Below are 23,382 nucleotides of genomic sequence, written 5' to 3' on the forward strand. Positions count from 1 at the left end.
TTTTGCAATTTGACTACATCATTATTGGCGCCGGCTCCGCCGGCAACGTTCTGGCGACACGACTGACTGAAGATCCAAACACCACCGTCCTGCTGCTGGAGGCCGGCGGCCCGGACTACCGGTTCGATTTCCGCACCCAGATGCCCGCCGCGCTGGCTTACCCGCTGCAGGGCAAACGCTACAACTGGGCCTACGAGACCGAACCGGAGCCCTATATGAACCACCGCCGCATGGAGTGCGGGCGCGGCAAAGGGCTCGGCGGCTCCTCGCTGATTAACGGCATGTGCTACATTCGCGGCAACGCTCTGGACCTCGATAACTGGGCCGCCGCCCCGGGACTGGAACACTGGAGCTATCTCGACTGCCTGCCCTACTACCGGAAAGCGGAAACCCGCGATATCGGGCCCAACGACTATCACGGCGGCGATGGCCCGGTGAGCGTCACCACGCCGAAGCCGGGCAATAATCCGCTCTTCGAGGCGATGGTTGAAGCCGGGGTGCAGGCGGGGTATCCGCGCACCGACGATCTCAACGGCTACCAACAGGAAGGCTTTGGTCCGATGGACCGCACCGTGACGCCGCAGGGCCGTCGCGCCAGCACCGCCCGCGGCTATCTCGACCAGGCGCGCGGTCGCCCCAACCTGACCATCCGCACCCATGCGCTGACCGATCACATTATTTTTTCCGGCAAGCGCGCGGTGGGCGTCGAGTGGCTGGAGGGGGAAAGCACTATCCCGTCAAAAGCGACGGCCAACAAAGAGGTGCTGCTGTGCGCCGGGGCGATTGCCTCGCCGCAGATCCTGCAGCGCTCCGGCGTCGGCAACCCCGAGCTGCTCAGGCAGTTCGATATCCCGGTGGTCCACGATCTCCCCGGCGTGGGTGAGAATCTGCAGGACCATCTGGAGATGTACCTGCAGTACGAGTGCAAAGAGCCGGTGTCGCTCTACCCGGCGCTGCAGTGGTGGAACCAGCCGAAGATCGGCGCCGAGTGGCTGTTCGGCGGCACCGGGATCGGCGCCAGCAACCAGTTCGAAGCAGGCGGTTTTATCCGCAGCCGCGCAGAGTTCGCCTGGCCGAACATTCAGTACCATTTCCTGCCGGTGGCGATTAACTACAATGGCTCCAACGCGGTGAAAGAGCATGGCTTCCAGTGCCACGTCGGTTCGATGCGTTCTCCCAGCCGCGGCCACGTGCGTCTGAAGTCGCGCGACCCACACGCCCATCCGGCGATCCTGTTTAACTATATGTCCCATGAGCAGGACTGGCAGGAGTTCCGCGACGCCATTCGCATCACCCGGGAGATCATGAACCAGCCGGCGCTGGATAAGTATCGCGGCCGCGAAATCAGCCCGGGTATTGACTGCCAGAGCGATGCCGAGCTGGATGAGTTTGTGCGCAACCACGCCGAGACCGCGTTCCACCCGTGCGGGACCTGTAAGATGGGTTACGACGAGATGGCGGTGGTCGACGGCGAAGGCCGGGTCCACGGTCTGGAAGGAGTGCGGGTGGTCGATGCGTCAATTATGCCGCAGATCATCACCGGCAACCTGAACGCCACCACCATTATGATCGGCGAGAAGATGGCTGACGCCATTCGCGGCCGCCAGCCGCTGCCGCGCAGCACGGCGGCGTATTATGTCGCTGGCGACGCGTCGGTTCGCCGCTGATCGTTTAGGCCGGACGGCGGCTATGCCTTGCCCGGCCTACGGTCCGGGCGGCCAGCGGTTAATGTAGCCACTTACGCCACCGGTATCGGCGGCGTCAAAATCGCAGAGGCGTTCCCGGAAGGTCGGGACAGCCTCTGATGTTAGCGAAACGCCTCCAGGCGTTTGATCTGCTGCCCGTCGGCAGTAAAGTTCTCCACCGCCAGCCATGCCCGCAGCGCTGCATCGCGCGCAGGCCACTCGCCATCGATGATGGACAGCATATCGCTGTCGCGCGTCCGCCCTTTGCGCACCAGCCTCTGCCGCAGGCGCCCTTCCCAGCTAAAGCCCAACCGCTCGGCGGCCCGGCGCGAGGCGACATTCATCGAATCGCATTTCCACTCCAGCCGACGGTAGCCATGATCAAAGCCGTTCTTCAGCAACAGCCAGACCGCTTCGGTACCCAGCGGGGTGTTTTTCATCCGTCGCGACCAGGTGACATGGCCGATCTCAACCGTGCCCATTTCCCGTTCGATCGCCATATAGCTGACGATACCCACCGCCTGCTCGCTACGCAGGTCAATCACCGCGTAGGGCACCAGAGCATCATCATTCACCTTGCCCGCGATCCAGTGGGCGGTCGCCGCCACGCTCTCCGGCCGCGTAGACGCCAGCCACGTCCAGTCGCTGTTGTCGCCTAGCGCATAGGCGGCAAACAGATCCGCCGCATGACGGTCAACGTCCAGCGGCTCCAGTCGACAAAAACGGCCATTTAACGCCGTTCGCCGCAGGACTCGCGCCCCCTGCCAGCCAGGGACAAGATCGTTCACCTGCTGGCCAAACTCATTGATTTCCGGCACACCCACCTCCTCGCAATAGACAATGCGTTATAGCAAGAAGCCAGCAGCGAAGAAAGGCGCTTCTGCACGCCTGGCAATAACCTGTCGTTCTTGATTATGCGTTTTTAGCATAAGGATATCCTTATTTTGACTTTACGCCTTTTGGCAAGCGGCCTAACGTAGCGAAGCATAAAAAATTAAAATAACCATTTTTCAGGGATTGCATATGACCAAGAAACTGTTGCCTTTACTGGTACTGACGGCGCTCTCCGCCGCCGCGCATGCCGCCACGCCGCCCAACACGCTGGTGGTCGCCCAGGGTCTCGACGATATCGTCAGCCTCGACCCGGCGGAAGCGAACGAACTCTCCAGCATTCAGACGGTGCCCAGCCTCTATCAGCGTCTGGTACAGCCGGACCGCAACAACCCTGAAAAAATCGTACCGATCCTCGCCGAAAGCTGGCAGGCCGACCCGGCGGCGAAAACCCTGACCATCAAACTGAAGCCGGATGCCAAATTCGCCTCCGGTAATCCGCTGCGCCCGGAAGATGTGATTTTCTCTTACACCCGTGCGGTGACGCTGAATAAATCGCCGGCGTTTATTCTCAACGTGCTCGGCTGGCAGCCGGACAACATCGCCAGCCAGCTGAAAAAGGTTGACGACCATACCCTGACGCTGCACTGGACTGCCGACGTCAGCCCGGCGGTGGCGCTGAATATACTCTCCACCCCCATCGCCTCCATCGTTGATGAAAAACAGGTGGCGCCGAACGCGAAAAATAACGACTTCGGCAACGACTGGCTGAAGATGCACTCGGCGGGCAGCGGCGCCTATAAAATGCGCGTCTACCAGCCGCATCAAGCCATCGTGCTGGAAGCCAACGCCAGCTCCCCCACCGGCGCGCCGAAGATCAAGAGCATCATTATTAAAAACGTCCCCGACCCGGCTTCCCGCCGCCTGCTGATCCAGCAGGGGGATGCCGACGTGGCCCGCGATCTCGGCGCTGACCAGATTGCCGCCCTGCAGGATAAACCCGGCGTGAAGGTGCTGAGCATCCCGTCCGCCGAACAGAACTATCTGGTGTTTAATACCGCCAACAGCGCCAACCCGCTGCTCAATAATCCGGCCTTCTGGGAGGCGGCGCGCTGGCTGGTCGATTATGAGGGCATCACCAAAAATCTGCTGAAAGGCCAGTACTTTATTCACCAAAGCTTCCTGCCGGCCGGCCTGCCGGGGGCGCTGGAGACCAATCCATTCGCCTTCGACCCGCAAAAAGCTAAGGCTATCCTTGATAAAGCGGGCATTAAGGATGCGCACTTCACCCTCGACGTGGAGAACAAACCGCCGTTTATCACCATCGCCCAGTCGCTGCAGGCCAGCTTCGCCCAGGGCGGGGTGAAGGTGGATCTCCTGCCGGCCGCCGGCAGCCAGGTCTATGCCCGGGTGCGCGCGAAGCAGCATCAGGCGGCGATCCGCCTGTGGATCCCCGACTACTTTGATGCCCATTCCAACGCCAGCGCCTTCGCGTGGAACGATGGTAAATCCAGCACCGTGGCCGGGCTCAACGGCTGGCAGATCCCTGAGCTGAATAAAGCCACCCTCGCCGCGGTGGCGGAGCCGGACCCGGCGAAACGCCTCGACCTGTACAAAACGATGCAGGAAACTCTGCTGCAGCATTCGCCATACGTCTTTATTGACCAGGGGAAAACCCAGATCGTGGTGCGCGATAACGTGAAGGGCTATCAGCAGGGGCTGAACGCCGACATGGTCTGGTACGATAACGTGACCAAGTAAGCGGGTTATGTTACCGGGCACGGCGGTCTCGCCCTGCCCGGATGACCGTTTCGCCACCCGGACCCGGTGGACGTCGCGCCGCCGGGAACCATGTTGATATACCAGGAATTTCCATTTTCCATGCCATCGTTTTCCACTCATCTTACCCGCCTGCTGCAGGGGCTGTTGACCCTGCTGCTGACGCTGTTCGGGCTGCTGCTGGTCACCTTCTCGCTCTCCGCGCTGTCGCCGGTCGACCGCGTACTGCAGATCGTCGGCGACCATGCCAGCCAGTCGACCTATGATCAGGTTCGCCATCAGCTGGGTCTCGACCAGCCGCTGCCGGTGCAGTTCTGCCACTACCTGGTCAACCTGGCCCATGGCGATCTCGGTATCGCCAGCGCCACCGGCCAGCCGGTGCTCCACGATCTGCTGGCGGTCTTCCCGGCGACCCTTGAGCTGGCAACCCTGGCGCTGATCGTCGGCGCGGTACTGGGCATCGTCGCCGGGGTGCTGTGCGCCCGTTACGCCGGTTCGCCGTGGGATCTGGCGGTGCGCACCTTTACCCTGTTGGGCAACTCGGTGCCGATATTCTGGCTCGGCCTGCTGATGCTGGCCCTGTTCTACGCCCGGCTGCAGTGGGCGCCGGGCCCGGGTCGTCTCGACGATATTTATCAGTACACCGTCGAGCCGCGCAGCGGTTTTGCGCTGATCGACACCTGGCTCTCCGGCGATACAGCGGCTTTCAAAAATGCTATCGGCCATCTGCTGCTGCCGGGGCTGGTGCTGGCCTATTACTCGCTGGCGAGCATCACCCGTCTGACCCGCTCCGCCTGTCTCAGTGAAATGAACAAAGAGTACATTCTGCTGGCGCGGGCCAAAGGGGCCGGTGAGATGACGATTCTGCTGCGTCACGTTCTGCCCAATATCCGCGGCACCCTGCTGACAGTAACCGCCCTCGCCTGGACCTCAATGCTCGAAGGGGCGGTGCTCACCGAAACCGTCTTCTCATGGCCGGGGATCGGTCGCTACCTCACCACCGCGCTGTTCGCCGGAGATACCACGGCGATCATGGGCGGCACGCTGCTGATCGGCGTGAGTTTTGTGCTGATCAATAACCTGACCGACCTGCTGGTGCGGTTAACCGACCCGAGGGTGCGCTGATGCCGACTTATCTGTTTTTACGCCGTCTGCGCCGCTCACCCGCCGCCTTCTGCGGTCTGACCCTGGTGATCCTGTTGGTGCTGACCGCGCTGTTCGCCCCGTGGCTGGCGCCGCACGATCCCAACTGGCAGGATGCCGCCGCCCGTCTGCAGGGCCCGGGCGCGGGGCACTGGCTCGGCACCGACAGCTACGGCCGCGATCTGCTGTCACGCCTGCTCTACGGCGCCCGTCCGGCGCTGGGTCTGGTCGCGCTGGTGACCGCCATTACCCTGCCCGTCGGTCTGCTGGTGGGTATTCTCTCCGGCTACTATGGCGGGTGGCTGGAGCGGATACTGATGCGCTTTACCGACGTGGTGATGTCGATGCCGCGGCTGATCCTCGCCTTCGCGTTCGTGGCGATGCTCGGCCCGGGGCTGGTCAACGGCGCGCTGGCGTTAGCCCTGACTACCTGGCCGGCCTACGCCCGGCAGGCGCGCAGCGAAATTCAGCGCCTGCGCCATAGCGATTACCTCGCCGCGGCGGAGATGCTGGGCATCCGCGGCTGGCGGCTGCTGGTCGGCCATATTCTGCCGCTGTGTCTGCCGTCGGCGATTGTCCGGCTGGCGCTCGATCTGGCGGGCATTATCCTCGCCGCCGCCGGGCTCGGCTTTCTCGGCCTTGGCGCCCGCCCGCCGATGGCGGAGTGGGGAGCGATGATTGCCGACGGGATGCAGGTGATTTTCGATCAGTGGTGGATCGCCGCCATCCCCGGCGCGGCGATCCTGCTCGCCAGCCTGGCGTTTAACCTGCTGGGCGATGGCCTGCGCGATATTCTGGAGCCGCAACATGACTGACATCCGACTGACCGTCCAGGGACTCGCCGTCGACTACCCCACCGCCCGGGTGGTGGATAACATCAGCTTCACCCTCGGCAACGAGCGGCTGGCGCTGGTGGGGGAATCCGGCTCCGGCAAATCGATGACCGCCCGGGCGCTGATGGGCCTGGTGCGCAAGCCCGGGGTGGTGAGCGCCGAACGGCTGGAGGTGCTGGGGCGCGATGTGCTGACCCTCAGCGCCTGCGGCTGGCGCGAACTGCGCGGCAACGATATCGCCATGGTGCTGCAGGATCCACGCTATGCGCTAAATCCGGTGCAGTCCATTCAGACGCAGCTGGAGGAGGCGTTAACCCTGCATCAGCGTCTCCGCCGCCGCGCTCGCGCCGAGGCGGTCAAAGACGCCATCGCCGCCGTCGGTCTGGATCTCCCGGTCCTCAGCCGCTATCCCGGCGAGCTCTCCGGCGGGATGGGGCAGCGGGTGATGATCGCCCTCGCGCTGCTCAATAACCCGAGGGTGCTGATAGCCGACGAGCCGACCTCGGCCCTTGACGCCCGCCTGCGCAACCAGATCCTCGAGCTGCTGGTGGAGCAGTGCGCGCAGCGGCAGATGGCCATGTTACTGATCAGCCACGATCTACCGCTGGTGGCCGCGCATTGCGATCGCGTGCTGGTGATGTACCAGGGGAGACAGGTCGATGAGATGCCGGCGCGGGCGCTGCCGACCGCGACGCACCCTTATACCCGCACCCTGTGGACCTGCCGGCCAAATGCGCAAACCTACGGTCAGATGCTGCCGACCCTCGACAGAACCCAGGACTTTACGGAGACGACCCATGGCGATCGTTAATCTTAAGGATCTACAGGTAACATTCGGCGCGAAGACGGCGGTTTCCGCCGCCAGTTTCCGTGTCGACGCCGGGGAAACCTTCAGCCTGATCGGCGCCTCGGGCTGCGGCAAATCGACGATTTTGCGCGTGCTCGCCGGATTACAGCGCGAATGGCGCGGCAGCGTGGCGCTGCTGGGCCAGGCCATCGCGCCGGGCGCCCGCTTTCAGGGCGAGCTGCGACGCAATGTGCAGATGGTGTTTCAGGATCCGTATGCTTCGCTGCATCCCAACCATACCCTGTGGCGCACCCTGGCGGAGCCGCTGCAGATCCACGGCATCCGCGACGTTGCCCCGCGGGTGACCACCGCCCTTGAGCAGGTGGGTCTGGCCGCCGACGCCGCACGCCGCTATCCGCACCAGCTCTCCGGCGGTCAACGGCAGCGCGTGGCCATTGCCCGTGCCCTGCTGCTGCGTCCGCAGATCCTGCTGCTGGATGAGCCGACCTCGGCGCTGGATATGTCGGTGCAGGCGGAAATCCTCAATCTGCTTAATCGCCTGAAACAGGAGCACGGCATGACCTATCTGCTGGTCAGCCACGATGCCGACGTCATCGCCCATATGTCCGATCGGGCGGCGTTTATGGCGGAGGGTGTGATCCAGCGCTTTTTCGATCGCGAAGCGCTGCTCAACGGAGAACACCGGATGAAGTGAGGTCAGCGGAGAAGCCGTCGTTTTGTCGGTGGCGCTTCGCTTACCCGACCTGGAGGGTTCGTGCGACCTGTCGTTGATTCACCCACTTGTGCGACTGAAACTGCCGGTGCTGACGGCCTCAAAATCGCTGAGACGTTCCCGGAAGGCCGGGGCAGCCCGCATGGATGCGGGCTGAGGGCCGTGTTTTGCACGGACGCTGCCTCGGCCCGACCCGAAGCCTGCAGGGATAAGTCGAAGGGACCGCGCAGCGGCGATTTTGCTGGCCGGAGCCCGGGGGTACAGGGGGCGGCGGCGACTGGCCGCCCCCTGTGCGCTCCCTGCGCCATAAGGGACATAACGCAGAAGACTAACCGGGAGCGCAATCTGCCCGGAATTAACATAGAAGTTGTAGCCCTGCCAGGCGCAGTGCGAACAAGGACATTTCCGGTTGTGCCGTTATTTTGCCGGGTGGCGGCTGCGCCTTACCCGGCCTACAGGATCCACTCACAGGCTCACACCCCGTAGGCCCGTGCAAGCGCAGCGCCGCCGGGCGATAACAGCAGGCACGGTATCCTTGATTTCGCCGGGTGGCGGCTGCGCCTTACCCAGCCTACGTTCTTACGACCTGTCGTTAATTTATTCACCATTGTTGCTGAAACTGCCGGTGCTGGCGGCCTCAAAATCGCTGAGACGTTCCCGGCAGGCCGGGGGTACAGGGGGCGGCGGCGACTGGCCGCCCCCTGTGCGCTCCCTGCGCCATGATTGACATAACGCAGAAAATTAACCGGGAGCGCAATCTGCCCGGAATTGACATAACGCAGACGATTAGCCGGGAGCGCAAACTACGCTGAAGCCACAAATAACATAAAGCACCGCCGTGCGGTCCTTCCCCTCCCCCTGGCCCTCTCCCGGAGGGAAAGGGAACCGTCCGGCGGTCGCTTCCGCTACCCTCCCCTACTTCGCCAGGCTGGCAAAGCGGGCGAAGACCGCATCAAAAATCCCCAGCCCCTGCGCCACCTGCTCAGCAGTAATGGTGCACGGCGGTACCACATGAATGCGGTTCTCCACCACAAAGGCCAGCAGCCCGGCTTCGGTCAGGGCCCCTTTGATCGCGGCCATGTCGGCGGCGGTCAACGGCGTTTTTTGTTCACGGCTGCTCACCAGCTCCAGCGCCTGGAACAGGCCGCGACCGCGCACCTCGCCGATAATGGCGTGCTTCTCCGCCAGCGCCTCGAGACCGGGGCGCAGCACCTCGTTGCCGATATAGGCCGCGTTCTCAACCACCTTCTCCTCTTTCATCGCGTCGATGGTGGCGACAATCGCCGCCATCGCCAGTGGATGGCCGGAGTAGGTCAGCCCCCCGGCAAAGAAGTGATCGTCAAAATAGCGGGCAATCGGCTCGCTAATCAGCACCCCGCCCGCCGGCACGTAGCCGGCGTTAACCCCCTTGGCAAAGGTCACCAGATCCGGCACCACGCCATCCTGTTCAAAGGCGAACCAGCTGCCGGTACGACCAAAGCCGGCCATCACCTCATCGAGGATCAGCACGATGCCAAACTCGTCGGCCAGCGCGCGCACGCCCTGCATATAGCCTGCCGGCGGCACGAGGATCCCGGCGGTGCCGGGGATGGACTCCAGCAGGATCGCCGCGATAGCCGTCGGCCCCTCGCATTCAATGATCCGCCGCAGATGGGTCAGCGCGCGCTGGCACTCCTCCTCCTCGGTCGCGGCGTTGAACTCGCTGCGGTAAAGGTAAGGATTGAAGAAATGCACATGGCCGCGGGAAAACTCATTCGGCACCCGGCGCCAGTCGCCGGTGGCGGCGATCGCGCTGCCGGTGTTGCCATGGTAGGAGCGATAGGCCGACAGCACCTTGTCGCGTCCGGTATACAGCCGCGCCATGCGAATCGCGTTCTCATTGGCATCCGCCCCGGCGTTGGTGAAAAATACCTTGCTGAAGCCCGCCGGCGCCAGGTCGACGATGCGCTTCGCCGCTTCGCCGCGGGCAAGGTTGGCGGTAGCGGGCGCGATGGTGACCAGGGTCTCCAGCTGCGCCTTCATGGCCGCCAGCACCCGGGGATGTTGATAACCAATGTTGACGTTCACCAGCTGGCTGCTGAAGTCGAGCCAGGTGTTCCCCTCATAATCCCATAGCTCGCAGCCTTGCGCCCCGGCGATGACCAGCGGGTTGAGATTGCCCTGCATCGACCATGAATGAAACACATAGGCGCGATCCAATTGCCGAACTTCGTCATTGCTTACCGCGACCTCGTTGTGAATTGCCAGCTTCATACCCTGCCCTCTCTCATGTCGTAGTGGTTGACTTCATCATTGGCCGCGGCCGCGCAAATCGGATAGAGCCAGTGTGCGCAAAACGATGTGACACGGTGTCACATCCCCGCCCGTCGTCTGGCCCTGTGCCTTGCCGTCCGGCGTTTTTATAGTGAAGGGACAACCGCACAGGAGAATGAGATGGCAACGAGCAACGTAGTGTTTATCACCGGGGCGACCTCGGGTTTTGGCGAAGCGGCAGCGCAGGTGTTTGCCGATGCGGGCTGGTCGCTGGTGTTGAGCGGGCGCCGCTATCCGCGACTGAAGGCCTTGCAGGACAGACTTGCCGCCCAGGTGCCGGTGCATATTATTGAGCTTGACGTTCGCGACAGCGAGGCGGTGGCTGCGGCGGTGGCGTCGCTGCCCGCCGATTTCGCCGATATCACCACCCTGATCAACAACGCCGGGCTGGCGCTGTCGCCGCTGCCGGCGCAGGAGGTGGCGCTGGAGGACTGGAAAACGATGATCGACACCAACGTCACCGGTCTGGTGACGATGACCCACGCCCTGCTGCCGACGCTGATTCGCCATGGCGCCGGGGCGAGCATTATCAATATCGGCTCGATCGCCGGGCAGTGGCCCTATCCCGGCAGCCATGTCTATGGCGCCAGCAAGGCCTTTGTAAAACAGTTCAGCTATAATCTGCGCTGCGATCTGCTTGGCACCGGCGTGCGGGTCACCGATCTGGCGCCGGGGATTGCCGAGACCGAATTTACCCTGGTGCGCACTAAGGGCGACCAGGCGGCATCGGATAAGCTCTATCGCGGCACCACGCCGCTGAGCGCGCGCGATATCGCCGAGCAGATGTTTTATATCGCCACGCTGCCGGCGCATATGAACATTAACCGGGTGGAGGTGATGCCGGTGCGTCAGGCGTGGCAGCCGTTCGCCATCGACCGGGATTAAGCGAAACCCGACGCTCCCCCTGCCGGCGCTACCGGCAGGGGCACTGCCCGGTCTAGCGGCTGCTTTGCAGAAACTGCCTGACGCGTTCGGAGTCAGGTTGCGTGAAAAACTTCTCCGGCGGCGCCTTCTCAATCAGCAGCCCCTTCTCCAGAAACACCACCTCATTGGACACCTGGCGGGCAAAATCCATCTCGTGGGTCACCACCACCATGGTGTAGCCCTCGGCGGCAAGGGCTTTCATCACCCCTAACACCTCGTTCACCAGCTCCGGATCCAGCGCCGAGGTCGGTTCGTCAAAGAGGATAACTTCCGGCGACATCGCCAGCGAACGGGCGATCGCCACCCGCTGCTTCTGCCCGCCGGAGAGAGTGATCGGGTAGACATCGGCTTTGTGCGCCATGCCGACTTTCTTCAGCTGCTGCATGGCCATGGCCTGCGCCTCGTCTCGTTTCATGCCCTTAACGCGCAGCAGCGCCTCGCTGACGTTCTGCTGCACGGTCAGGTGCGGCCACAGGTTAAAACTCTGAAACACCATCCCCACCCGCTCGCGAATTTTCGCCAGCTGGCGGTGCGACATTGCCCGGCCGCGCTGTTCATCAATCCCCAGCCGCTGACCGCCGATATGAATTTCGCCGCGGTCCGGCTGTTCCAGCCAGTTCATACAGCGCAGCAGGGTGGATTTTCCCGACCCGGACGAGCCGAGAATACTCACCACGGTCCCCTTCTCCACCGTCAGGTTAATATCCCGCAGGACTTCCACATTATCGAACTGCTTGGAGACGTTTTTGACGCTTACGGCAATAGACTCAGGCATGGCTCATTCCTCTTTTGGCTCCCCAGGCGGTCAGGCGCTTAATCAGCAGCTCCAGCAGAATGCTGATCGCCCAGTAAAGCCCAATGGCGACGATAAAGGCGTTAAACGGAATAAAATAGGTCGCCTGGACGCTGTTGGCGGCGGCGGTGATCTCCTGAACGGTAATAATGCTCAGGAAAGCGGTGTCCTTCAGGCAGATAATCAGCTGATTGCCGATCAGCGGTAAGGCGGAAGAGACGATATTGGGTAAAATAATCCGCCGAAAAATGGCATAGCGAGAAAAGCCCTGAGCAATGGCGGCTTCAATATACCCGCCGGAAAATACCCGCCGCTGGCTGCGCAATATTTCAAAGAAATAGGCGCCATGATAAATAATCAGGGCCAGTAAACCGGCGGTCCACGGCTCCATGCTAATACCGAGCTGCGGCAGTCCGTAATACAGCAGATAGGCGAGGATCAAAAAAGGGATCGCGCGCATCAGGCTGACGAAACCAATGATAACCCGGTTAAGGACTTTCTTTTGATATTCGCTAAAATAACACAGCGCAATACCGATAATAAGGGCCGCGAGGGCGGCGGTAATAAACAGTTCGAGGGTCGCGAATAACCCGGCAATAAAGCTATCGCGTACCGACCAGATAACGCCCCACTGATTCATAATACCTCCCGTTGCTAGCGCGCCAGGCGCCTGGCTTTCCGTTCCGCGATCCCCTGCAGCTTCAATAAACAGCCGATGATCGCCACATACAGCAGGCCGGCGGCGAGGATCGGCGACAGCGGCTCGTAGGTGACCGAGGAGATACGGTTGGTCACCCGGGTGAGATCCACCACGCCGATCACGGCGATGGCCGGGCTACCTTTGATCAAAAACGACATCTCATTGACCAGCGCCGGCAGGCTCTCGATCCACATCTGCGGCAGCATGATGTAGCGGAAGTAGGTCCAGCGGCGCATTCCCACCGATTCCGCCGCCTCCCGCTGTTCGCGCGGAAAGGTGCGGAAGGCGTTGCGCCAGATCTCAGCGTTAAACGCCGAGGTGTTAAGCGTCAGCGCCACGATGGCGGCCACGTTCTTGTCGAGGTTAATGCCCATCGTGGGCAGGGAAAGGAACAGAAACAGCACCAGCGTCACCAGCGGCGTCGCGCGGGCCAGGCTGATATAGACCACCAGCAGCTGGTCGATAACCGGCAGGCGCAGCATCCGCACCAGGGCGATCAGCAGCCCCGCCACCACCCCGAAGGCGATAGCGATGGCCGAAATCCAGAGGGTCGTCCATGCGCCTTCGATTAATAACTGCCAGGAAATTGCATCCATGAGGCCCTCCTTCTCAGCAACAGGCGGCGGTCGCCCGCCGCGAAACATTACAGACCGGCAAGCTTATGAAACTGTTCCGGGCTGGTGATCGCCTCGGTGGGCAGGTTGTCATAGGTTTCGCCAAACCACTTTTTCTGCAGCTCGGCGAGCTTGCCGGTCTCCTTCATGTGGTTCATAAACTTGGTCATATAGGCCAGCAGCTGCGGCGAGTTTTTCGGGATCGGCCACGCCATATAGCCCGGTCCGGAGACGGCCAGCCCTTTGGCGAAGACCTTCGGTTTGGCTTTCGCCAGGTCGTTCACCGAGATCACCACGTTAATCACGTAATCCAGCCGCTTATTCGCCAGGTCGGCGTAGGCTTCCGGATAGGAGGGGTACTCCACCACCGGCCCCAGCTTGCCGCCGGTCTTCTCCAGCATCGCCTTCAGCTCCGGCAAACGCGCCAGCAGCGCGCTGCCCGCCTGCACGCCCACTTTTTTGCCGCTGAGATCGGCAATGGTGTTTAGCGAGGTATCGCCAGCGCGTTTGACGAAATAGTGCTGCGCGGAGGCCCACGGCGGGGTGAAATCAAAGACCTTCAGCCGCTCATCGGTAATAACCGCCCCGGTTAAGGCCATATCGTATTGTCCAGTGGAGACGGCCGCTAATAATCCGGTCCACGGTAATATGCTCTGGTCGACATGAAATTTGGCGTATTTACGTAACTCCTCAAGCATATCTTTGTTAAAGCCATCGGCCTGACCATTATTCATAAAGTTAAATGGCGCATAATCATCTTCCGTCGCCACTTTCAGGGTGCCGGATTTTTCTATTTCCGGCAGATCGGCCGCGACGGCGTGATAAGAAAAAGCAACCGTTAATACAGCGCTCAGACACATTGATGCCAATGATTTTTTCATTATTTCACCCCTGATGGATTGGCCAGACGGGTTCATTCCAGAACGCGAAAAGGTTTATGCAAAATAGAGGCCGGGAGGTTCCGGTCCGCGGCGGCTGAATGCGTTTTTAATGTGGGAGCGTTTTGCAATTCCGTATAGAGCCAGATGGGCCGCATCGCTGTGTCAGATGGCGGAAGGGTGGTATGGAATTTGCTGAGCTTATGGGGTGGTCGCGATGCGTTATTGCCAGAGGAGCCCCGTATGATCCGTCACCTGTTACACGTTGATTTTGAGCCTGGCCGCGGTTTGCAGGAGCAGGTGCGAGAGACGCTGGTGAATGCCATTCTCAGCGGGATCTTCGCCGCCGACACCCCGCTGCCCTCCTGCCGCCAGCTGGCCAGCCAGCTGCGCGTCTCGCGCAATACCACCGCCCTGGTGTTCGAAAGCCTGGTCAACGAGGGCTATCTGATAAGCCGCCCGCGAAGCGGTTACTACCTGCATCCCGACTATCACGACGCTTCGCCTCCCGCGGTCGAGAGTGCACCGCAGCGCGAAGCGGCTGCACCACGCTGGGGCGACCGGCTGCAGATGACCCCCAGCCAGCAGGAGTCGATCCTCAAACCGGCGGGCTGGATGCACTACCGCTACCCGTTTATCTACGGCCAGCCCGATACCCGACAGTTCCCGCTGGCCACCTGGCGCTCGGCGGCCAACTGGCTGCACGGCGGGGTGCGCGATCCGGCGTGGGTGGTCGACCATATTGACCAGGATGTGCCGATGCTCATCGAGCAGATCCGCACCCGGGTGCTGCCCAAGCGCGGCATTGTCGCCGCCCCGGACGAAATTCTCATCACCCTGGGCTCACAAAACGCCCTCTACCTGCTGACACGGCTGCTGCTCTCTTCCACCACCCGCATTGGCGTCGAAAACCCCTGCTTTCGCGAAGCCATCAACACCTTTCTGCTCGCCGACGCCGAGGTAGCGCCGCACCCGGTGGATGAAGAGGGGATCGTGCTTAATGAGCGTCCCTGCGATTACTACTATGTCACCCCCGGCCACCAGGTGCCCACCGGTGTGGCGATGAGCAGCGCGCGCCGCCGCCAGCTGCTGGAGCATGCCGCCCGCCATGACGCGGTGATCATTGAAGATGATTATGACTCGGAGAGTAACTTTACCCAAAACCCGCTGCCGGCGCTGAAGGCCAGCGATCGCAGCGGCCGGGTGGTGTATGTCAGCAGCCTGTCAAAGGCGCTGTCGCCGGGGCTGCGGCTGGGGTTTATGGTCGCCGACCCGGACCTGATCGACGAGGCGCGCGCCCTGCGCCGGCTGGTCTATCGCCATCCGCCGACCAACATTCAGTACCAGATGGCCCACTTCCTCGCCCAGGGCCATTATGAAACCCATCTGCGGCGCTACCACTACGACTCCGCCCAGCGCTGGGAGCGCCTGCACGCCGCCCTGCAGCGCTACCTGCCGTCGTGCCGCGCGCTGGCGGGGAGCGAACACGCTAACGCCTTCTGGCTGCAGACCCCGGCGCAGATCAACACCCAGCAGCTTACCTGGCGCGCCGCCCACGCCGGCGTGCTGATTGAGCCCGGGGCGCGCCATTTTCTCAACGCCGCGCCGCCGGATAACTACTTTCGCATGGGATTCCACGCTATTAACCCCGACGCCATCGCCCGGGGGGTAGAAGTCCTGCGCGGCCAGCTGGAGCAGATGGGTTAGCGGGATTGCTCATACTCGACGGCATCGCGCACGTTGAGCAGCGCCGGGCGCAGGCTGTCGAAAGGCACCGAACCGAGCGCGATGCGCAGCGCCTGTGGGATCGTGGCGGAGACGCAGAACGGCTCGGCGGTCGACACCGAAATACGGCGTTCCATCAGCGCATTCGCCAGCCGGTCGGCCCGGCTCTCTTCGCCCAGCGGCAGCCAGACGAAGTACGAATCGGGATGACTCACGACGGGAAGGCCGCAGAGCACCTCGCGGGCCACCTGCTGCCGCTGTCGCGCATCTTGTCGTTTCTGCGTTTCAAAGCGGGCCACCGTGCCATCTTCAATCCAGGCGCAGATCAGCGAGCTTATCAGCGTCGGCGTATTCCACGTCGTGGCCCGGATGGCGCGCTCAATCTCCGGCCGATAGCGCGGCGGAGAAATCACCACCCCCACGCGCAGTCCGGTGGCGATATTTTTCGAAAATCCGGTGACATACACCGTTCTTTCCGGCGCATAGCTGACCACCGGCGGCGGCGGACGGCTCACCAGCCGGGCGTAGGCGGCATCTTCGATAATCAGCAGATCGTGCTGGCGCGCGAGGTCGGCCAGCGCCTGCCGCTGCCCGGCGTTGAGCACCCAGCCCAGCGGATTGTGCAGCGTCGGCATGGTATACACCGCCCGCACCCGCCGCTGCTGGCACAGCGTGTGAAGCGCCTGCAGGTCCGGCCCTTCGGCCCGACAGGGGATCGCCGCCAGCTCCAGATGATAGAGCGCCGCCAGCACCTTGAAGCCCGAATAGGTCAGCGCATCAACCGCCACCACATCCCCCGGACGTAACAGCCCCATAACGGTCACCGCCAGCCCGTGCTGCGCGCCGTTGACGATCAGGACATTTTCCGCGTCCGGCGCAAAGTGCCGGCAGGTCAAATGGCGGGCGATGATTTCCCGCTCGGCGAGCCGCCCGGCGTGAGGCTGATAGCGCAGATGCGAGTCAATATCGCCCGCCATCGCCAGCTGCCTGAGCGCCTCGCGCAGCGCATCGCCCTGCGCCGGCAGCGAAGGGTAGTTGAAGTTAAGATCCACGACGTCGGCGGCCACCACCTGCTGGTCGACCCCATGCCCCGGCGGCAGCGAGAGGTCCCGCACGAAGGTGCCGCGCCCGGTTTCGCCACTGACCAGCCCCATCTCCTCCAGTTCACGGTAGACGCGCGTGGCGGTGGCCAGCGAGAGGTGTTCCTCGGCGGCCAGGGTACGATGCGTCGGCAGACGGGTGCCGGCGGGCAGCTGCCCGCTGCGAATCGCCTGCGCGTATCGGTCGACAACGGCTTTGTATCGGGCTTTCATCGTGAAATGTATCTATGACAATAATTTGATTGTATCAGATTGGCCACATTACCATCGCCGCTGACGATGCTCAAGCGGGCGCAGCCCAATCAGATAACGCGAGGTTAACGTGGTAGATTCAACACTGGATAAATCGGCGCCCGGCCCCTGGTCCGGATGGATTCATGGTTTACTGGGGGTGATCATTTTCAGCGGTTCGCTGCCCGCGACGCGGCTGGCGGTGCAGGATATGGATCCGTTGTTATTGACCTTTCTGCGCGCCTCCATCGCCGGGCTGCTTGCCGTCGCGCTGCTGGTCGGCTTTCGTCAGAAACGCCCGCGCCTGGCGCAGCTTGTGCCCCTGATCATCGTCTCATCCGGGGTGGTGATCGGCTTTCCCCTGCTCACGGCGCTGGCCCTGCAGCGCATCACTTCAGCGCATTCGATTGTGTTCATTGGCCTGCTGCCGCTGATGACCGCCCTCTTCGGCGTACTGCGCGGCGGCGAACGTCCGCGGCGGGCTTTCTGGATCTTTTCGCTGCTGGGCAGCCTGCTGGTGATGGGATTCGCCCTGACGCAAAGTGCGGCGGCGTCGCTCAGCGGCGATCTGCTGATGCTGGCGGCGGTGATCGCCTGCGGCCTCGGCTATGCGGAAGGGGCAAAGCTGACCCGGGAGCTCGGCGGCTGGCAGGTGATTTGCTGGGCGCTGCTCATTGCCCTGCCGTTGATGCTCCCCGCCTCGCTGATAGTTCAGCCCGCCTCCTGGCGCGCCATATCGACCTCCTCCTGGGCCGCGCTGGGCTATGTGTCGCTCTTCAGCATGCTGATTGGTTTTATCTTCTGGTACAAAGGGCTGGCCGCGGGCGGGATCGCCGCCGTCGGCCAGCTCCAGCTATTGCAGCCGTTCTTTGGGCTTGGCCTGTCGGCGGCGCTGTTGCACGAAACCGTTAGCCCCTTGATGCTGGCGGTCACCCTCGGGGTGGTGCTGTGCGTGGTGGGCTCGCGCAAATTTGGCCGCCAGCGGGTTGGCGCAGGGAGCGGGAGCCGCGCCTGACCTGACGCGTCGCCCCGCCGGGGAGGATGAGCGCCTACACCGGCCGGGCGTACTGGAGCATCACCTGCAGCAGCACGTTGGCCCCGGCGGCGACGTGCTCCGGCGAGGCATACTCCATTTCGTTATGGCTGATCCCGTCCTTGCAGGGAATAAAAATCATCCCGGTCGGCGCCAGGTAGCTCATATACACGGCGTCATGCCCGGCGCCGGAGACAATCGGCCGCGCCGGATAGCCCAGCCGCTGCGCGGCATCGGCAATGGCCTGCTGGCATTCGCCATCGAACGGCGCCGCCGGATAATGGCTCACCTGCTTCAGGGCCACCTGCAGACCGCTCTCCCGCTCAACCTCCGTGATAAACGCCCGCAGCTGGCGATCCATTTCATCCACCAGCGCATCGCTGAGATTGCGCATATCAATGGAGAAGGTGACCTCCCCGGGCACCACGTTGCGGCTGTTGGGCCACACCTGCACGCTGCCGACGGTGCCGCGTCCCTCTTCGCTGCGCCCGGCAATGGCGACCACCTCCTGCATAATGCGGGTCGCCACCTGCAGGGCATCCTGACGCAGGCGCATCGGCGTGGGTCCGGCGTGCGACGCCTGGCCGGTGACCACGCAGTCGTACCAGCGGATCCCCAGCACGCCCTGCACGATACCGATGGTTTTCGCTTCATCTTCTAGGATCGGTCCCTGCTCAATGTGCGCCTCAAAATAGGCGCCGATGGGATGTTCTCCCGGGGTCTGCTCGCCGATATAGCCGATCTGCGCCAGCGCCTCGCCGACGCTGACGCCCTCTTTATCCGTGACGGCCCAGGTCTTCTCCAGCGGGAAGACCCCGGCAAAGACCCCGGAGCCCATCATCACCGGCACAAAGCGCGACCCCTCTTCGTTGGTCCAGAACACCACCTCAATCGGCGCCTCGGTGGCAATCTGCCGATCGTTGAGCGTGCGCACCACCTCCAGCGCCGCCAGCACGCCGTAGTTGCCGTCAAATTTGCCGCCGGAGGGCTGGGTGTCGATATGGCTGCCGGAGACGATGGGCGGCAGGCTGGGGTTGCGCCCTTCCCGGCGCATAAACACATTGCCGATTTTATCGATGGTGACGCTCAGCCCGGCCTCCCGCGCCCAGCTAATCACCCGGTCCCGCCCCTGGCGGTCGAGGTCGGTGAGGGTCAGACGGCGGCAGCCGCCCTTCGGCGTGGCGCCGATCTGAGCAAGGTCCATTAACGACGCCCACAGGCGGTCGCCATTGATGCGCCAGCGGGTGGTGTCGGTGGCGGAGGTAAAAAGTACATCACTGCTCATGGTGGTCTCCTGACATCAAGGTCGCCGCCAGCGCAACCGGCGGTGGAAAATAAGGCATCAGCGCCTGGCCTTCATCTGTAGAGTGTGTTGCCGCCGGTCAGACGGCCAGGGCCTGCGCGTGGTCGTCAATCGCCAGCTCGCGCCAGCGGTGGCAACTCACTGTGTGGCGCTCCGCTGCGGCCTCCGTCGGCGGCAGGCTCTGCTCGCAGACCGGGCGACGGTGCGGGCAGCGCTCGGCAAAGGCGCAGCCGGGGGGCAAGCGCGCCAGATCCGGCGGCGCGCCGGGAATGCAGTGCAGGGCATCGCCTTTCTTGAGCCCCTCTTTCGGCCGGCTGCCCAGCAGCACCCGGGTATAAGGATGGCGCGGGTGGCGCAGGATCTCGCTCATGGCGGCCTCCTCGACGATCCGCCCGGCGTACATCACCGCCACCCGGTCGGCAATCTCCACCGCGGCGCCGATATCGTGGGTCACAAACACGATCGACAGCCCGCGCTGCTTTTGCTGCTCGCGCAGCAGGATCAGGATCTGGATTTGCACCGTGGCGTCGAGGGCGGTGGTCGGCTCATCCGCCAGCAGCAGCTGCGGGTTACAGGAGAGCGCAAGGGCGATCATCGCCCGCTGGCGCATCCCGCCGGACATCTCGTGCGGGTAAGCCTCCAGCCGCCGTTCGGGGCTGGGAATGCGCACCTGACGCAGGGCCTCCAGCGCTCTGTCCCGGGCCGCCTGGCGCGACAGCCCTTCGTGGCGGCGCAGCCCTTCTATAATCTGCTGCCCGACGGTGTAGACCGGATCGAAGGCCAGCAGCGGCTCCTGAAAAATCATCGCGCAGCGCCCACCGCGATAGCGCCGCAGCTGGCTGGCGTTCATCGTCAGCACCGCGTCGTCCCCCACCCGCAGGGTGCCGGAGAGCTCACTGCTCCCCGGCGGGTGCAGGCGCATCAGCGCCCGCAGGGTCACGCTCTTGCCGGAACCCGACTCGCCAATCAACGCCATCACCTCCCCCTTTTGTACGTCAAAGGAGACCCCGTTGACCGCGTTGATGGTCTGTCCGTCGCGGCGAAAGACGACCCGCAGGTCGCGCACATGGACAAAGGCGTTATGCGACATGGCTGACCTCCTTAAGAGGGATGCTCTGATGCCAGGGCGAGGCCGGCTGCGCCATCAGGCAGGCGCTCTGGTGCCCCTCCCCGACCGCCTCCAGCCGCGGTTTCACCTCGGCGCAGACCGCCTTCGCGTGCGGGCAGCGGGTGTGAAAGCGGCAGCCGCTCGGCGGCGCGATGGGGCTGGGGGGATCGCCGCTCAGCGGCGAGGTCAGGGTGCGGTTTTGCGGATCCATGGAGGGCATGGAGCTTAACAGCGCCCGGGTATAGGGATGGGCGGAGGCGGTAAACAGCTGCTCCGCCGGGCCAATCTCCACCACTTCGCCAAGGTACATGACGAGGATCCGATCCGACAGCCAGCGCACCACGTGCAGATCGTGGCTGATAAACACATAGGTCAGCTCGAGGGTCCGCTTCAGCTCCTGCAGCAGCTGCAGCACCTGAGCTTCCACCGATTTATCCAGCGCCGACACCGCTTCATCAAGAATGACCAGCCGCGGCTTCATCGCCAGCGCGCGGGCGATATTCACCCGCTGCCGCTGGCCGCCGGAGAGCGCATGGGGATAGCGGTCGGCAAAGCGCGCCGGCTCAAGGCCAACGTGCGCCAGCAGATAGCGGGCGTATTCGCTGGCCTCTCTGGCGCTGACGCCGTGGACCCGCTGGCCGAAGGCGATGCTCTCCTCCATGGTCAGGCGCGGATTGAGCGAGGCATAGCTGTCCTGGAAAACCATCTGCACCTGGCGACGGTAAGCTTTCAGCGGCAGGCGCGACGAGCCGACCCCCAGCCCGTCGAAGATCAGTTCGCCGCTGTCCTGGGTGAGCAGCTGCATCAGCAGCCGGGCGGTGGTCGATTTGCCGCAGCCCGACTCGCCGACCACCCCCAGGGTTTCGCCTTTCATCACCGTGAAGCTGATATCGTCCACCGCCTGGACCACCTCCCGGCCTTTGCCGCCGCGGAAGTACTTCAGCAGGTGATTGACCTTCAGCAGCGGCTGCGCCGGCCCGCCGAGGTCGATATTGGTAAAGGGTTGCATCGCTTACTCCTTAATCGCCATTGCCGCACGCAGGCGGTCCGCGAGGATATTGAACGAAATGGAGGTGATAAAAATCATCAGGCCCGGCAGGGCGGCCACCCACGGCTGGGTATAGATTGCCGTGCGCAGCGTATTGAGCATCAGCCCCCACTCGGGCTCCGGCGGCCGCACGCCGAGGCCGAGAAACGACAGGCCGGAGGCGAGGATCATGCACACCGAAATCAGTCCGGTGGAGAAGACGAAGATCGGCCCGAGCACGTTACCCAGCACCTGGACGCGGATAATGGTCAACGCGCTGGCGCCGGTGGCCCGGGCGGCATCGATATAGTCCATATGCCGTACCTGGGCGGTCACGCTCTCGGCAATCCGCGCCACCTGCGGGACAAACACCAAGGTCAGCGACAGCAGCGCATTGCCGATGCCCGCCCCCAGCGCCCCCGACAGCGCAATCGCCAGCAGAACCGAGGGAAAGGCATAGAACACATCCACGGTGCGCATGATCAGGGTATTGATTTTGCCGCCCATGTAGCCAGCGATGATCCCGATGGCGCCGCCGATAAAAAAGGCGAACACCACCGGGACAATCCCCATAAACAGCGACAGCCGGGTGCCGAGGATCAGTCGCGACAGCATGTCGCGCCCCAGCTCATCAGAGCCCAGCGGGAAGCCGTCGCTGCCGATGGGCTTCAGGCGCAGGAACATCGACGTTTGATAGGGGTCTTTGACGATAAGCCACGGCCCGAACAGCGCCAGGGCCAGCAGAACGAGAATGATCGCGCCGACGAATACCCCGCCCGGATCGCGCAGCAAGCGGCGCAGCACGCCGCGCCAGTAACCTTGCCGGGAAGCGTTGGCCGGCGCGGCCGGGACCGCTTTCGTCGTTGCCGTATCCACCATGGTCAGCTCCTCTTAATGCGCGGGTCGAGGGTGGTCTGCAGAATATCCACCAACAGGTTGAGCAATACGAAAAACAGCGCCAGCACCCAGATGGTGCCCTGCAGCAGGGGCAGGTCGCGCTGAAAAATGGCGGTGTTGAGCAGCAGTCCGGTTCCCGGCCAGGAGAAGACGGTCTCCACGAGGATCGAGCCGCCCATCAGATAGCCCACCTGCAGCCCCATCACCGCCAGCGCGGTTGGCGCGGCATTTTTCATGACGTGGACAAAGATGCGCGACTCGTTGAGCCCGCGAGCGCGCAGGCCGATGATGAACTCCTGGCTGAGGATATCGGCGACCTGCGAGCGCACGGTGCGGGCGATAATCCCGGTCGGGATCACCGACAGCGTGATGGCCGGCAGCAGCATGAACTGCAGGTGCGCCCAGTCCCATTGCCAGCCCACCTCGCCTATCGGCCCGCCGCCGGTGGCCGGCAGCAGCGCGAACTTGACGCTGCAGAGGATCACCAGCAGCATCCCCAGCCAGTAGTGCGGCACGCTGACGCCAAACACCGACAACACCGAGGCCAGACGGTCAATGACGCTGTTGCGAAAATAGCCGGCGACAAAGCCGAACAGACTGCCGAGGACGAAGCCGATCGCCGTCGCCAGCAGCGCCAGGCGCAGGGAGTAGCTTACCGCGGTCATCACCTCGTCAATAACCGGGCGGCCGGTGGCGACCGACATACCGAGGTCGCCGTGCAGCGCCCGCCACAGCCAGTGGATAAACTGCAGGGGCAGCGGCTTATCAAAGCCGTAGGCCTGCATCAACGTCTGGCGCAGCGCCTCCGAGGCGTCCGGCGGCATTACCGACACCAGCGGGTCGCCAGGCGCTATCTGCACCAGCATGAAACAGATCACCGCCACCCCAAGCATGGTGGGGATAGCCAGCAGAATGCGGTATAGCAGCGTATTGATCATCGGTCGC

21 protein-coding genes are annotated in these 23,382 nt (G+C 63.2%); 9 read left to right on the top strand and 12 right to left on the bottom strand.

Annotated features, from left to right (window positions below):
• Positions 1–2 precede the first annotated feature (2 nt).
• The gene (betA, locus tag L2I46_RS02840) at positions 3–1,667 is read left to right on the top strand and encodes a choline dehydrogenase (protein ID WP_121936267.1); all 1,665 of its coding nucleotides are present in this window, start codon (positions 3–5) and stop codon (positions 1,665–1,667) included.
• 140 nt (positions 1,668–1,807) lie between these two features.
• Here betA and L2I46_RS02845 read toward each other — a convergent pair whose 3' ends face one another.
• Complete coding sequence (locus tag L2I46_RS02845) at positions 1,808–2,503, bottom strand: GNAT family N-acetyltransferase (protein WP_032455045.1); 696 nt, start codon at positions 2,501–2,503, stop codon at positions 1,808–1,810.
• A 205-nt stretch (positions 2,504–2,708) separates the two neighbouring features.
• On the opposite strand from L2I46_RS02845, the gene L2I46_RS02850 reads away from it, so the two are divergent.
• The 5 genes from L2I46_RS02850 to L2I46_RS02870 all read left to right on the top strand — a co-directional run bounded on the left by L2I46_RS02850 (position 2,709) and on the right by L2I46_RS02870 (position 7,773).
• The gene (locus L2I46_RS02850) at positions 2,709–4,277 is read left to right on the top strand and encodes an ABC transporter substrate-binding protein (RefSeq protein ID WP_032455044.1); all 1,569 of its coding nucleotides are present in this window, start codon (positions 2,709–2,711) and stop codon (positions 4,275–4,277) included.
• A 120-nt stretch (positions 4,278–4,397) separates the two neighbouring features.
• The gene (locus L2I46_RS02855; RefSeq protein WP_085551165.1) at positions 4,398–5,420 is read left to right on the top strand and encodes an ABC transporter permease; all 1,023 of its coding nucleotides are present in this window, start codon (positions 4,398–4,400) and stop codon (positions 5,418–5,420) included.
• On the top strand, positions 5,420–6,253 hold the full coding sequence (locus L2I46_RS02860) for an ABC transporter permease (protein ID WP_032455042.1): 834 nt from the start codon (positions 5,420–5,422) through the stop codon (positions 6,251–6,253). The genes L2I46_RS02855 and L2I46_RS02860 overlap by 1 nt, the downstream gene beginning before the upstream one ends.
• Positions 6,246–7,082 carry an ABC transporter ATP-binding protein gene (locus L2I46_RS02865; protein WP_236947533.1) on the top strand — a complete coding sequence of 279 codons (837 nt, stop codon included), beginning with the start codon at positions 6,246–6,248 and terminating at the stop codon, positions 7,080–7,082. Before L2I46_RS02860 ends, L2I46_RS02865 begins: the two co-directional genes overlap by 8 nt.
• Entirely contained in the window at positions 7,069–7,773 is a 705-nt protein-coding gene (locus L2I46_RS02870) for an ABC transporter ATP-binding protein (protein WP_032455040.1), read from the top strand. The genes L2I46_RS02865 and L2I46_RS02870 overlap by 14 nt, the downstream gene beginning before the upstream one ends.
• Before the next feature lie 933 nt (positions 7,774–8,706).
• Here L2I46_RS02870 and L2I46_RS02875 read toward each other — a convergent pair.
• Complete coding sequence (locus L2I46_RS02875; RefSeq protein WP_087827249.1) at positions 8,707–10,044, bottom strand: aspartate aminotransferase family protein; 1,338 nt, start codon at positions 10,042–10,044, stop codon at positions 8,707–8,709.
• A gap of 180 nt (positions 10,045–10,224) precedes the next feature.
• Here L2I46_RS02875 and L2I46_RS02880 point away from each other — a divergent pair, with 180 nt between their 5' ends.
• Positions 10,225–10,989 carry an SDR family NAD(P)-dependent oxidoreductase gene (locus L2I46_RS02880; RefSeq protein ID WP_023288749.1) on the top strand — a complete coding sequence of 255 codons (765 nt, stop codon included), beginning with the start codon at positions 10,225–10,227 and terminating at the stop codon, positions 10,987–10,989.
• A 52-nt stretch (positions 10,990–11,041) separates the two neighbouring features.
• Here L2I46_RS02880 and L2I46_RS02885 read toward each other — a convergent pair whose 3' ends face one another.
• Genes L2I46_RS02885 through L2I46_RS02900 form a run of 4 tightly spaced genes read right to left on the bottom strand, consistent with a single transcriptional unit; the run spans position 11,042 to position 14,016 of the window.
• Positions 11,042–11,803 (bottom strand): amino acid ABC transporter ATP-binding protein, encoded by a 762-nt coding sequence (locus tag L2I46_RS02885; protein ID WP_236947534.1) that lies wholly within the window; start codon positions 11,801–11,803, stop codon positions 11,042–11,044.
• On the bottom strand, positions 11,796–12,461 hold the full coding sequence (locus L2I46_RS02890; protein ID WP_048296980.1) for an amino acid ABC transporter permease: 666 nt from the start codon (positions 12,459–12,461) through the stop codon (positions 11,796–11,798). Before L2I46_RS02890 ends, L2I46_RS02885 begins: the two co-directional genes overlap by 8 nt.
• A gap of 14 nt (positions 12,462–12,475) precedes the next feature.
• Positions 12,476–13,117, bottom strand: coding sequence for an amino acid ABC transporter permease (locus L2I46_RS02895; RefSeq protein WP_002893187.1), 642 nt, complete (start codon positions 13,115–13,117; stop codon positions 12,476–12,478).
• A gap of 47 nt (positions 13,118–13,164) precedes the next feature.
• A complete protein-coding gene (locus L2I46_RS02900; RefSeq protein ID WP_022631237.1) occupies positions 13,165–14,016 on the bottom strand; it encodes a transporter substrate-binding domain-containing protein in 852 nt (283 codons plus the stop codon).
• 240 nt (positions 14,017–14,256) lie between these two features.
• Here L2I46_RS02900 and pdxR point away from each other — a divergent pair, with 240 nt between their 5' ends.
• Positions 14,257–15,720, top strand: coding sequence for a MocR-like pyridoxine biosynthesis transcription factor PdxR (pdxR, locus tag L2I46_RS02905; protein ID WP_023288747.1), 1,464 nt, complete (start codon positions 14,257–14,259; stop codon positions 15,718–15,720).
• On the opposite strand, the gene L2I46_RS02910 is transcribed toward pdxR, so the two are convergent.
• Positions 15,717–17,051 (bottom strand): aminotransferase-like domain-containing protein, encoded by a 1,335-nt coding sequence (locus tag L2I46_RS02910; protein WP_107112678.1) that lies wholly within the window; start codon positions 17,049–17,051, stop codon positions 15,717–15,719. The two genes, pdxR and L2I46_RS02910, sit on opposite strands and share 4 nt — an antisense overlap.
• Before the next feature lie 124 nt (positions 17,052–17,175).
• On the opposite strand from L2I46_RS02910, the gene L2I46_RS02915 reads away from it, so the two are divergent.
• Positions 17,176–18,084 (top strand): DMT family transporter, encoded by a 909-nt coding sequence (locus L2I46_RS02915; protein WP_236947574.1) that lies wholly within the window; start codon positions 17,176–17,178, stop codon positions 18,082–18,084.
• Between the two features lie 34 nt (positions 18,085–18,118).
• Here L2I46_RS02915 and L2I46_RS02920 read toward each other — a convergent pair whose 3' ends face one another.
• From L2I46_RS02920 to L2I46_RS02940, 5 genes are all read right to left on the bottom strand, one after another.
• Positions 18,119–19,387, bottom strand: coding sequence for a Zn-dependent hydrolase (locus L2I46_RS02920; RefSeq protein WP_085551168.1), 1,269 nt, complete (start codon positions 19,385–19,387; stop codon positions 18,119–18,121).
• Positions 19,388–19,484: 97 nt separating this feature from the next.
• On the bottom strand, positions 19,485–20,495 hold the full coding sequence (locus tag L2I46_RS02925; RefSeq protein WP_085551169.1) for an ABC transporter ATP-binding protein: 1,011 nt from the start codon (positions 20,493–20,495) through the stop codon (positions 19,485–19,487).
• A complete protein-coding gene (locus L2I46_RS02930) occupies positions 20,485–21,522 on the bottom strand; it encodes an ABC transporter ATP-binding protein (protein WP_048334323.1) in 1,038 nt (345 codons plus the stop codon). Before L2I46_RS02930 ends, L2I46_RS02925 begins: the two co-directional genes overlap by 11 nt.
• A gap of 3 nt (positions 21,523–21,525) precedes the next feature.
• Positions 21,526–22,419: an ABC transporter permease gene (locus L2I46_RS02935; RefSeq protein WP_023288741.1), complete on the bottom strand. Its 894-nt coding sequence runs from the start codon at positions 22,417–22,419 to the stop codon at positions 21,526–21,528.
• A gap of 2 nt (positions 22,420–22,421) precedes the next feature.
• On the bottom strand, positions 22,422–23,375 hold the full coding sequence (locus L2I46_RS02940) for an ABC transporter permease (protein WP_236947535.1): 954 nt from the start codon (positions 23,373–23,375) through the stop codon (positions 22,422–22,424).
• Between the last annotated feature and the right edge of the window lie 7 nt (positions 23,376–23,382).

The sequence above is a fragment of the Klebsiella sp. 2019SCSN059 genome, from assembly GCF_021739525.1.
Classification (GTDB): Bacteria; Pseudomonadota; Gammaproteobacteria; order Enterobacterales; family Enterobacteriaceae; genus Klebsiella; species Klebsiella quasipneumoniae.

Bases quoted from the DNA above. Each gene is read 5' to 3' on its own strand.
- L2I46_RS02850 (WP_032455044.1), top strand. From the start codon at position 2,709: ATGACCAAGAAACTGTTGCCTTTACTGGTACTGACGGCGCTCTCCGCC.
- L2I46_RS02855 (WP_085551165.1), top strand. From the start codon at position 4,398: ATGCCATCGTTTTCCACTCATCTTACCCGCCTGCTGCAGGGGCTGTTG.
- L2I46_RS02860 (WP_032455042.1), top strand. From the start codon at position 5,420: ATGCCGACTTATCTGTTTTTACGCCGTCTGCGCCGCTCACCCGCCGCC.
- L2I46_RS02865 (WP_236947533.1), top strand. From the start codon at position 6,246: ATGACTGACATCCGACTGACCGTCCAGGGACTCGCCGTCGACTACCCC.
- L2I46_RS02870 (WP_032455040.1), top strand. From the start codon at position 7,069: ATGGCGATCGTTAATCTTAAGGATCTACAGGTAACATTCGGCGCGAAG.
- L2I46_RS02875 (WP_087827249.1), bottom strand. From the start codon at position 10,044: ATGAAGCTGGCAATTCACAACGAGGTCGCGGTAAGCAATGACGAAGTT.
- L2I46_RS02880 (WP_023288749.1), top strand. From the start codon at position 10,225: ATGGCAACGAGCAACGTAGTGTTTATCACCGGGGCGACCTCGGGTTTT.
- L2I46_RS02885 (WP_236947534.1), bottom strand. From the start codon at position 11,803: ATGCCTGAGTCTATTGCCGTAAGCGTCAAAAACGTCTCCAAGCAGTTC.
- L2I46_RS02890 (WP_048296980.1), bottom strand. From the start codon at position 12,461: ATGAATCAGTGGGGCGTTATCTGGTCGGTACGCGATAGCTTTATTGCC.
- L2I46_RS02895 (WP_002893187.1), bottom strand. From the start codon at position 13,117: ATGGATGCAATTTCCTGGCAGTTATTAATCGAAGGCGCATGGACGACC.
- L2I46_RS02900 (WP_022631237.1), bottom strand. From the start codon at position 14,016: ATGAAAAAATCATTGGCATCAATGTGTCTGAGCGCTGTATTAACGGTT.
- pdxR (WP_023288747.1), top strand. From the start codon at position 14,257: ATGATCCGTCACCTGTTACACGTTGATTTTGAGCCTGGCCGCGGTTTG.
- L2I46_RS02910 (WP_107112678.1), bottom strand. From the start codon at position 17,051: ATGAAAGCCCGATACAAAGCCGTTGTCGACCGATACGCGCAGGCGATT.
- L2I46_RS02920 (WP_085551168.1), bottom strand. From the start codon at position 19,387: ATGAGCAGTGATGTACTTTTTACCTCCGCCACCGACACCACCCGCTGG.
- L2I46_RS02925 (WP_085551169.1), bottom strand. From the start codon at position 20,495: ATGTCGCATAACGCCTTTGTCCATGTGCGCGACCTGCGGGTCGTCTTT.
- L2I46_RS02930 (WP_048334323.1), bottom strand. From the start codon at position 21,522: ATGCAACCCTTTACCAATATCGACCTCGGCGGGCCGGCGCAGCCGCTG.
- L2I46_RS02935 (WP_023288741.1), bottom strand. From the start codon at position 22,419: ATGGTGGATACGGCAACGACGAAAGCGGTCCCGGCCGCGCCGGCCAAC.
- L2I46_RS02940 (WP_236947535.1), bottom strand. From the start codon at position 23,375: ATGATCAATACGCTGCTATACCGCATTCTGCTGGCTATCCCCACCATG.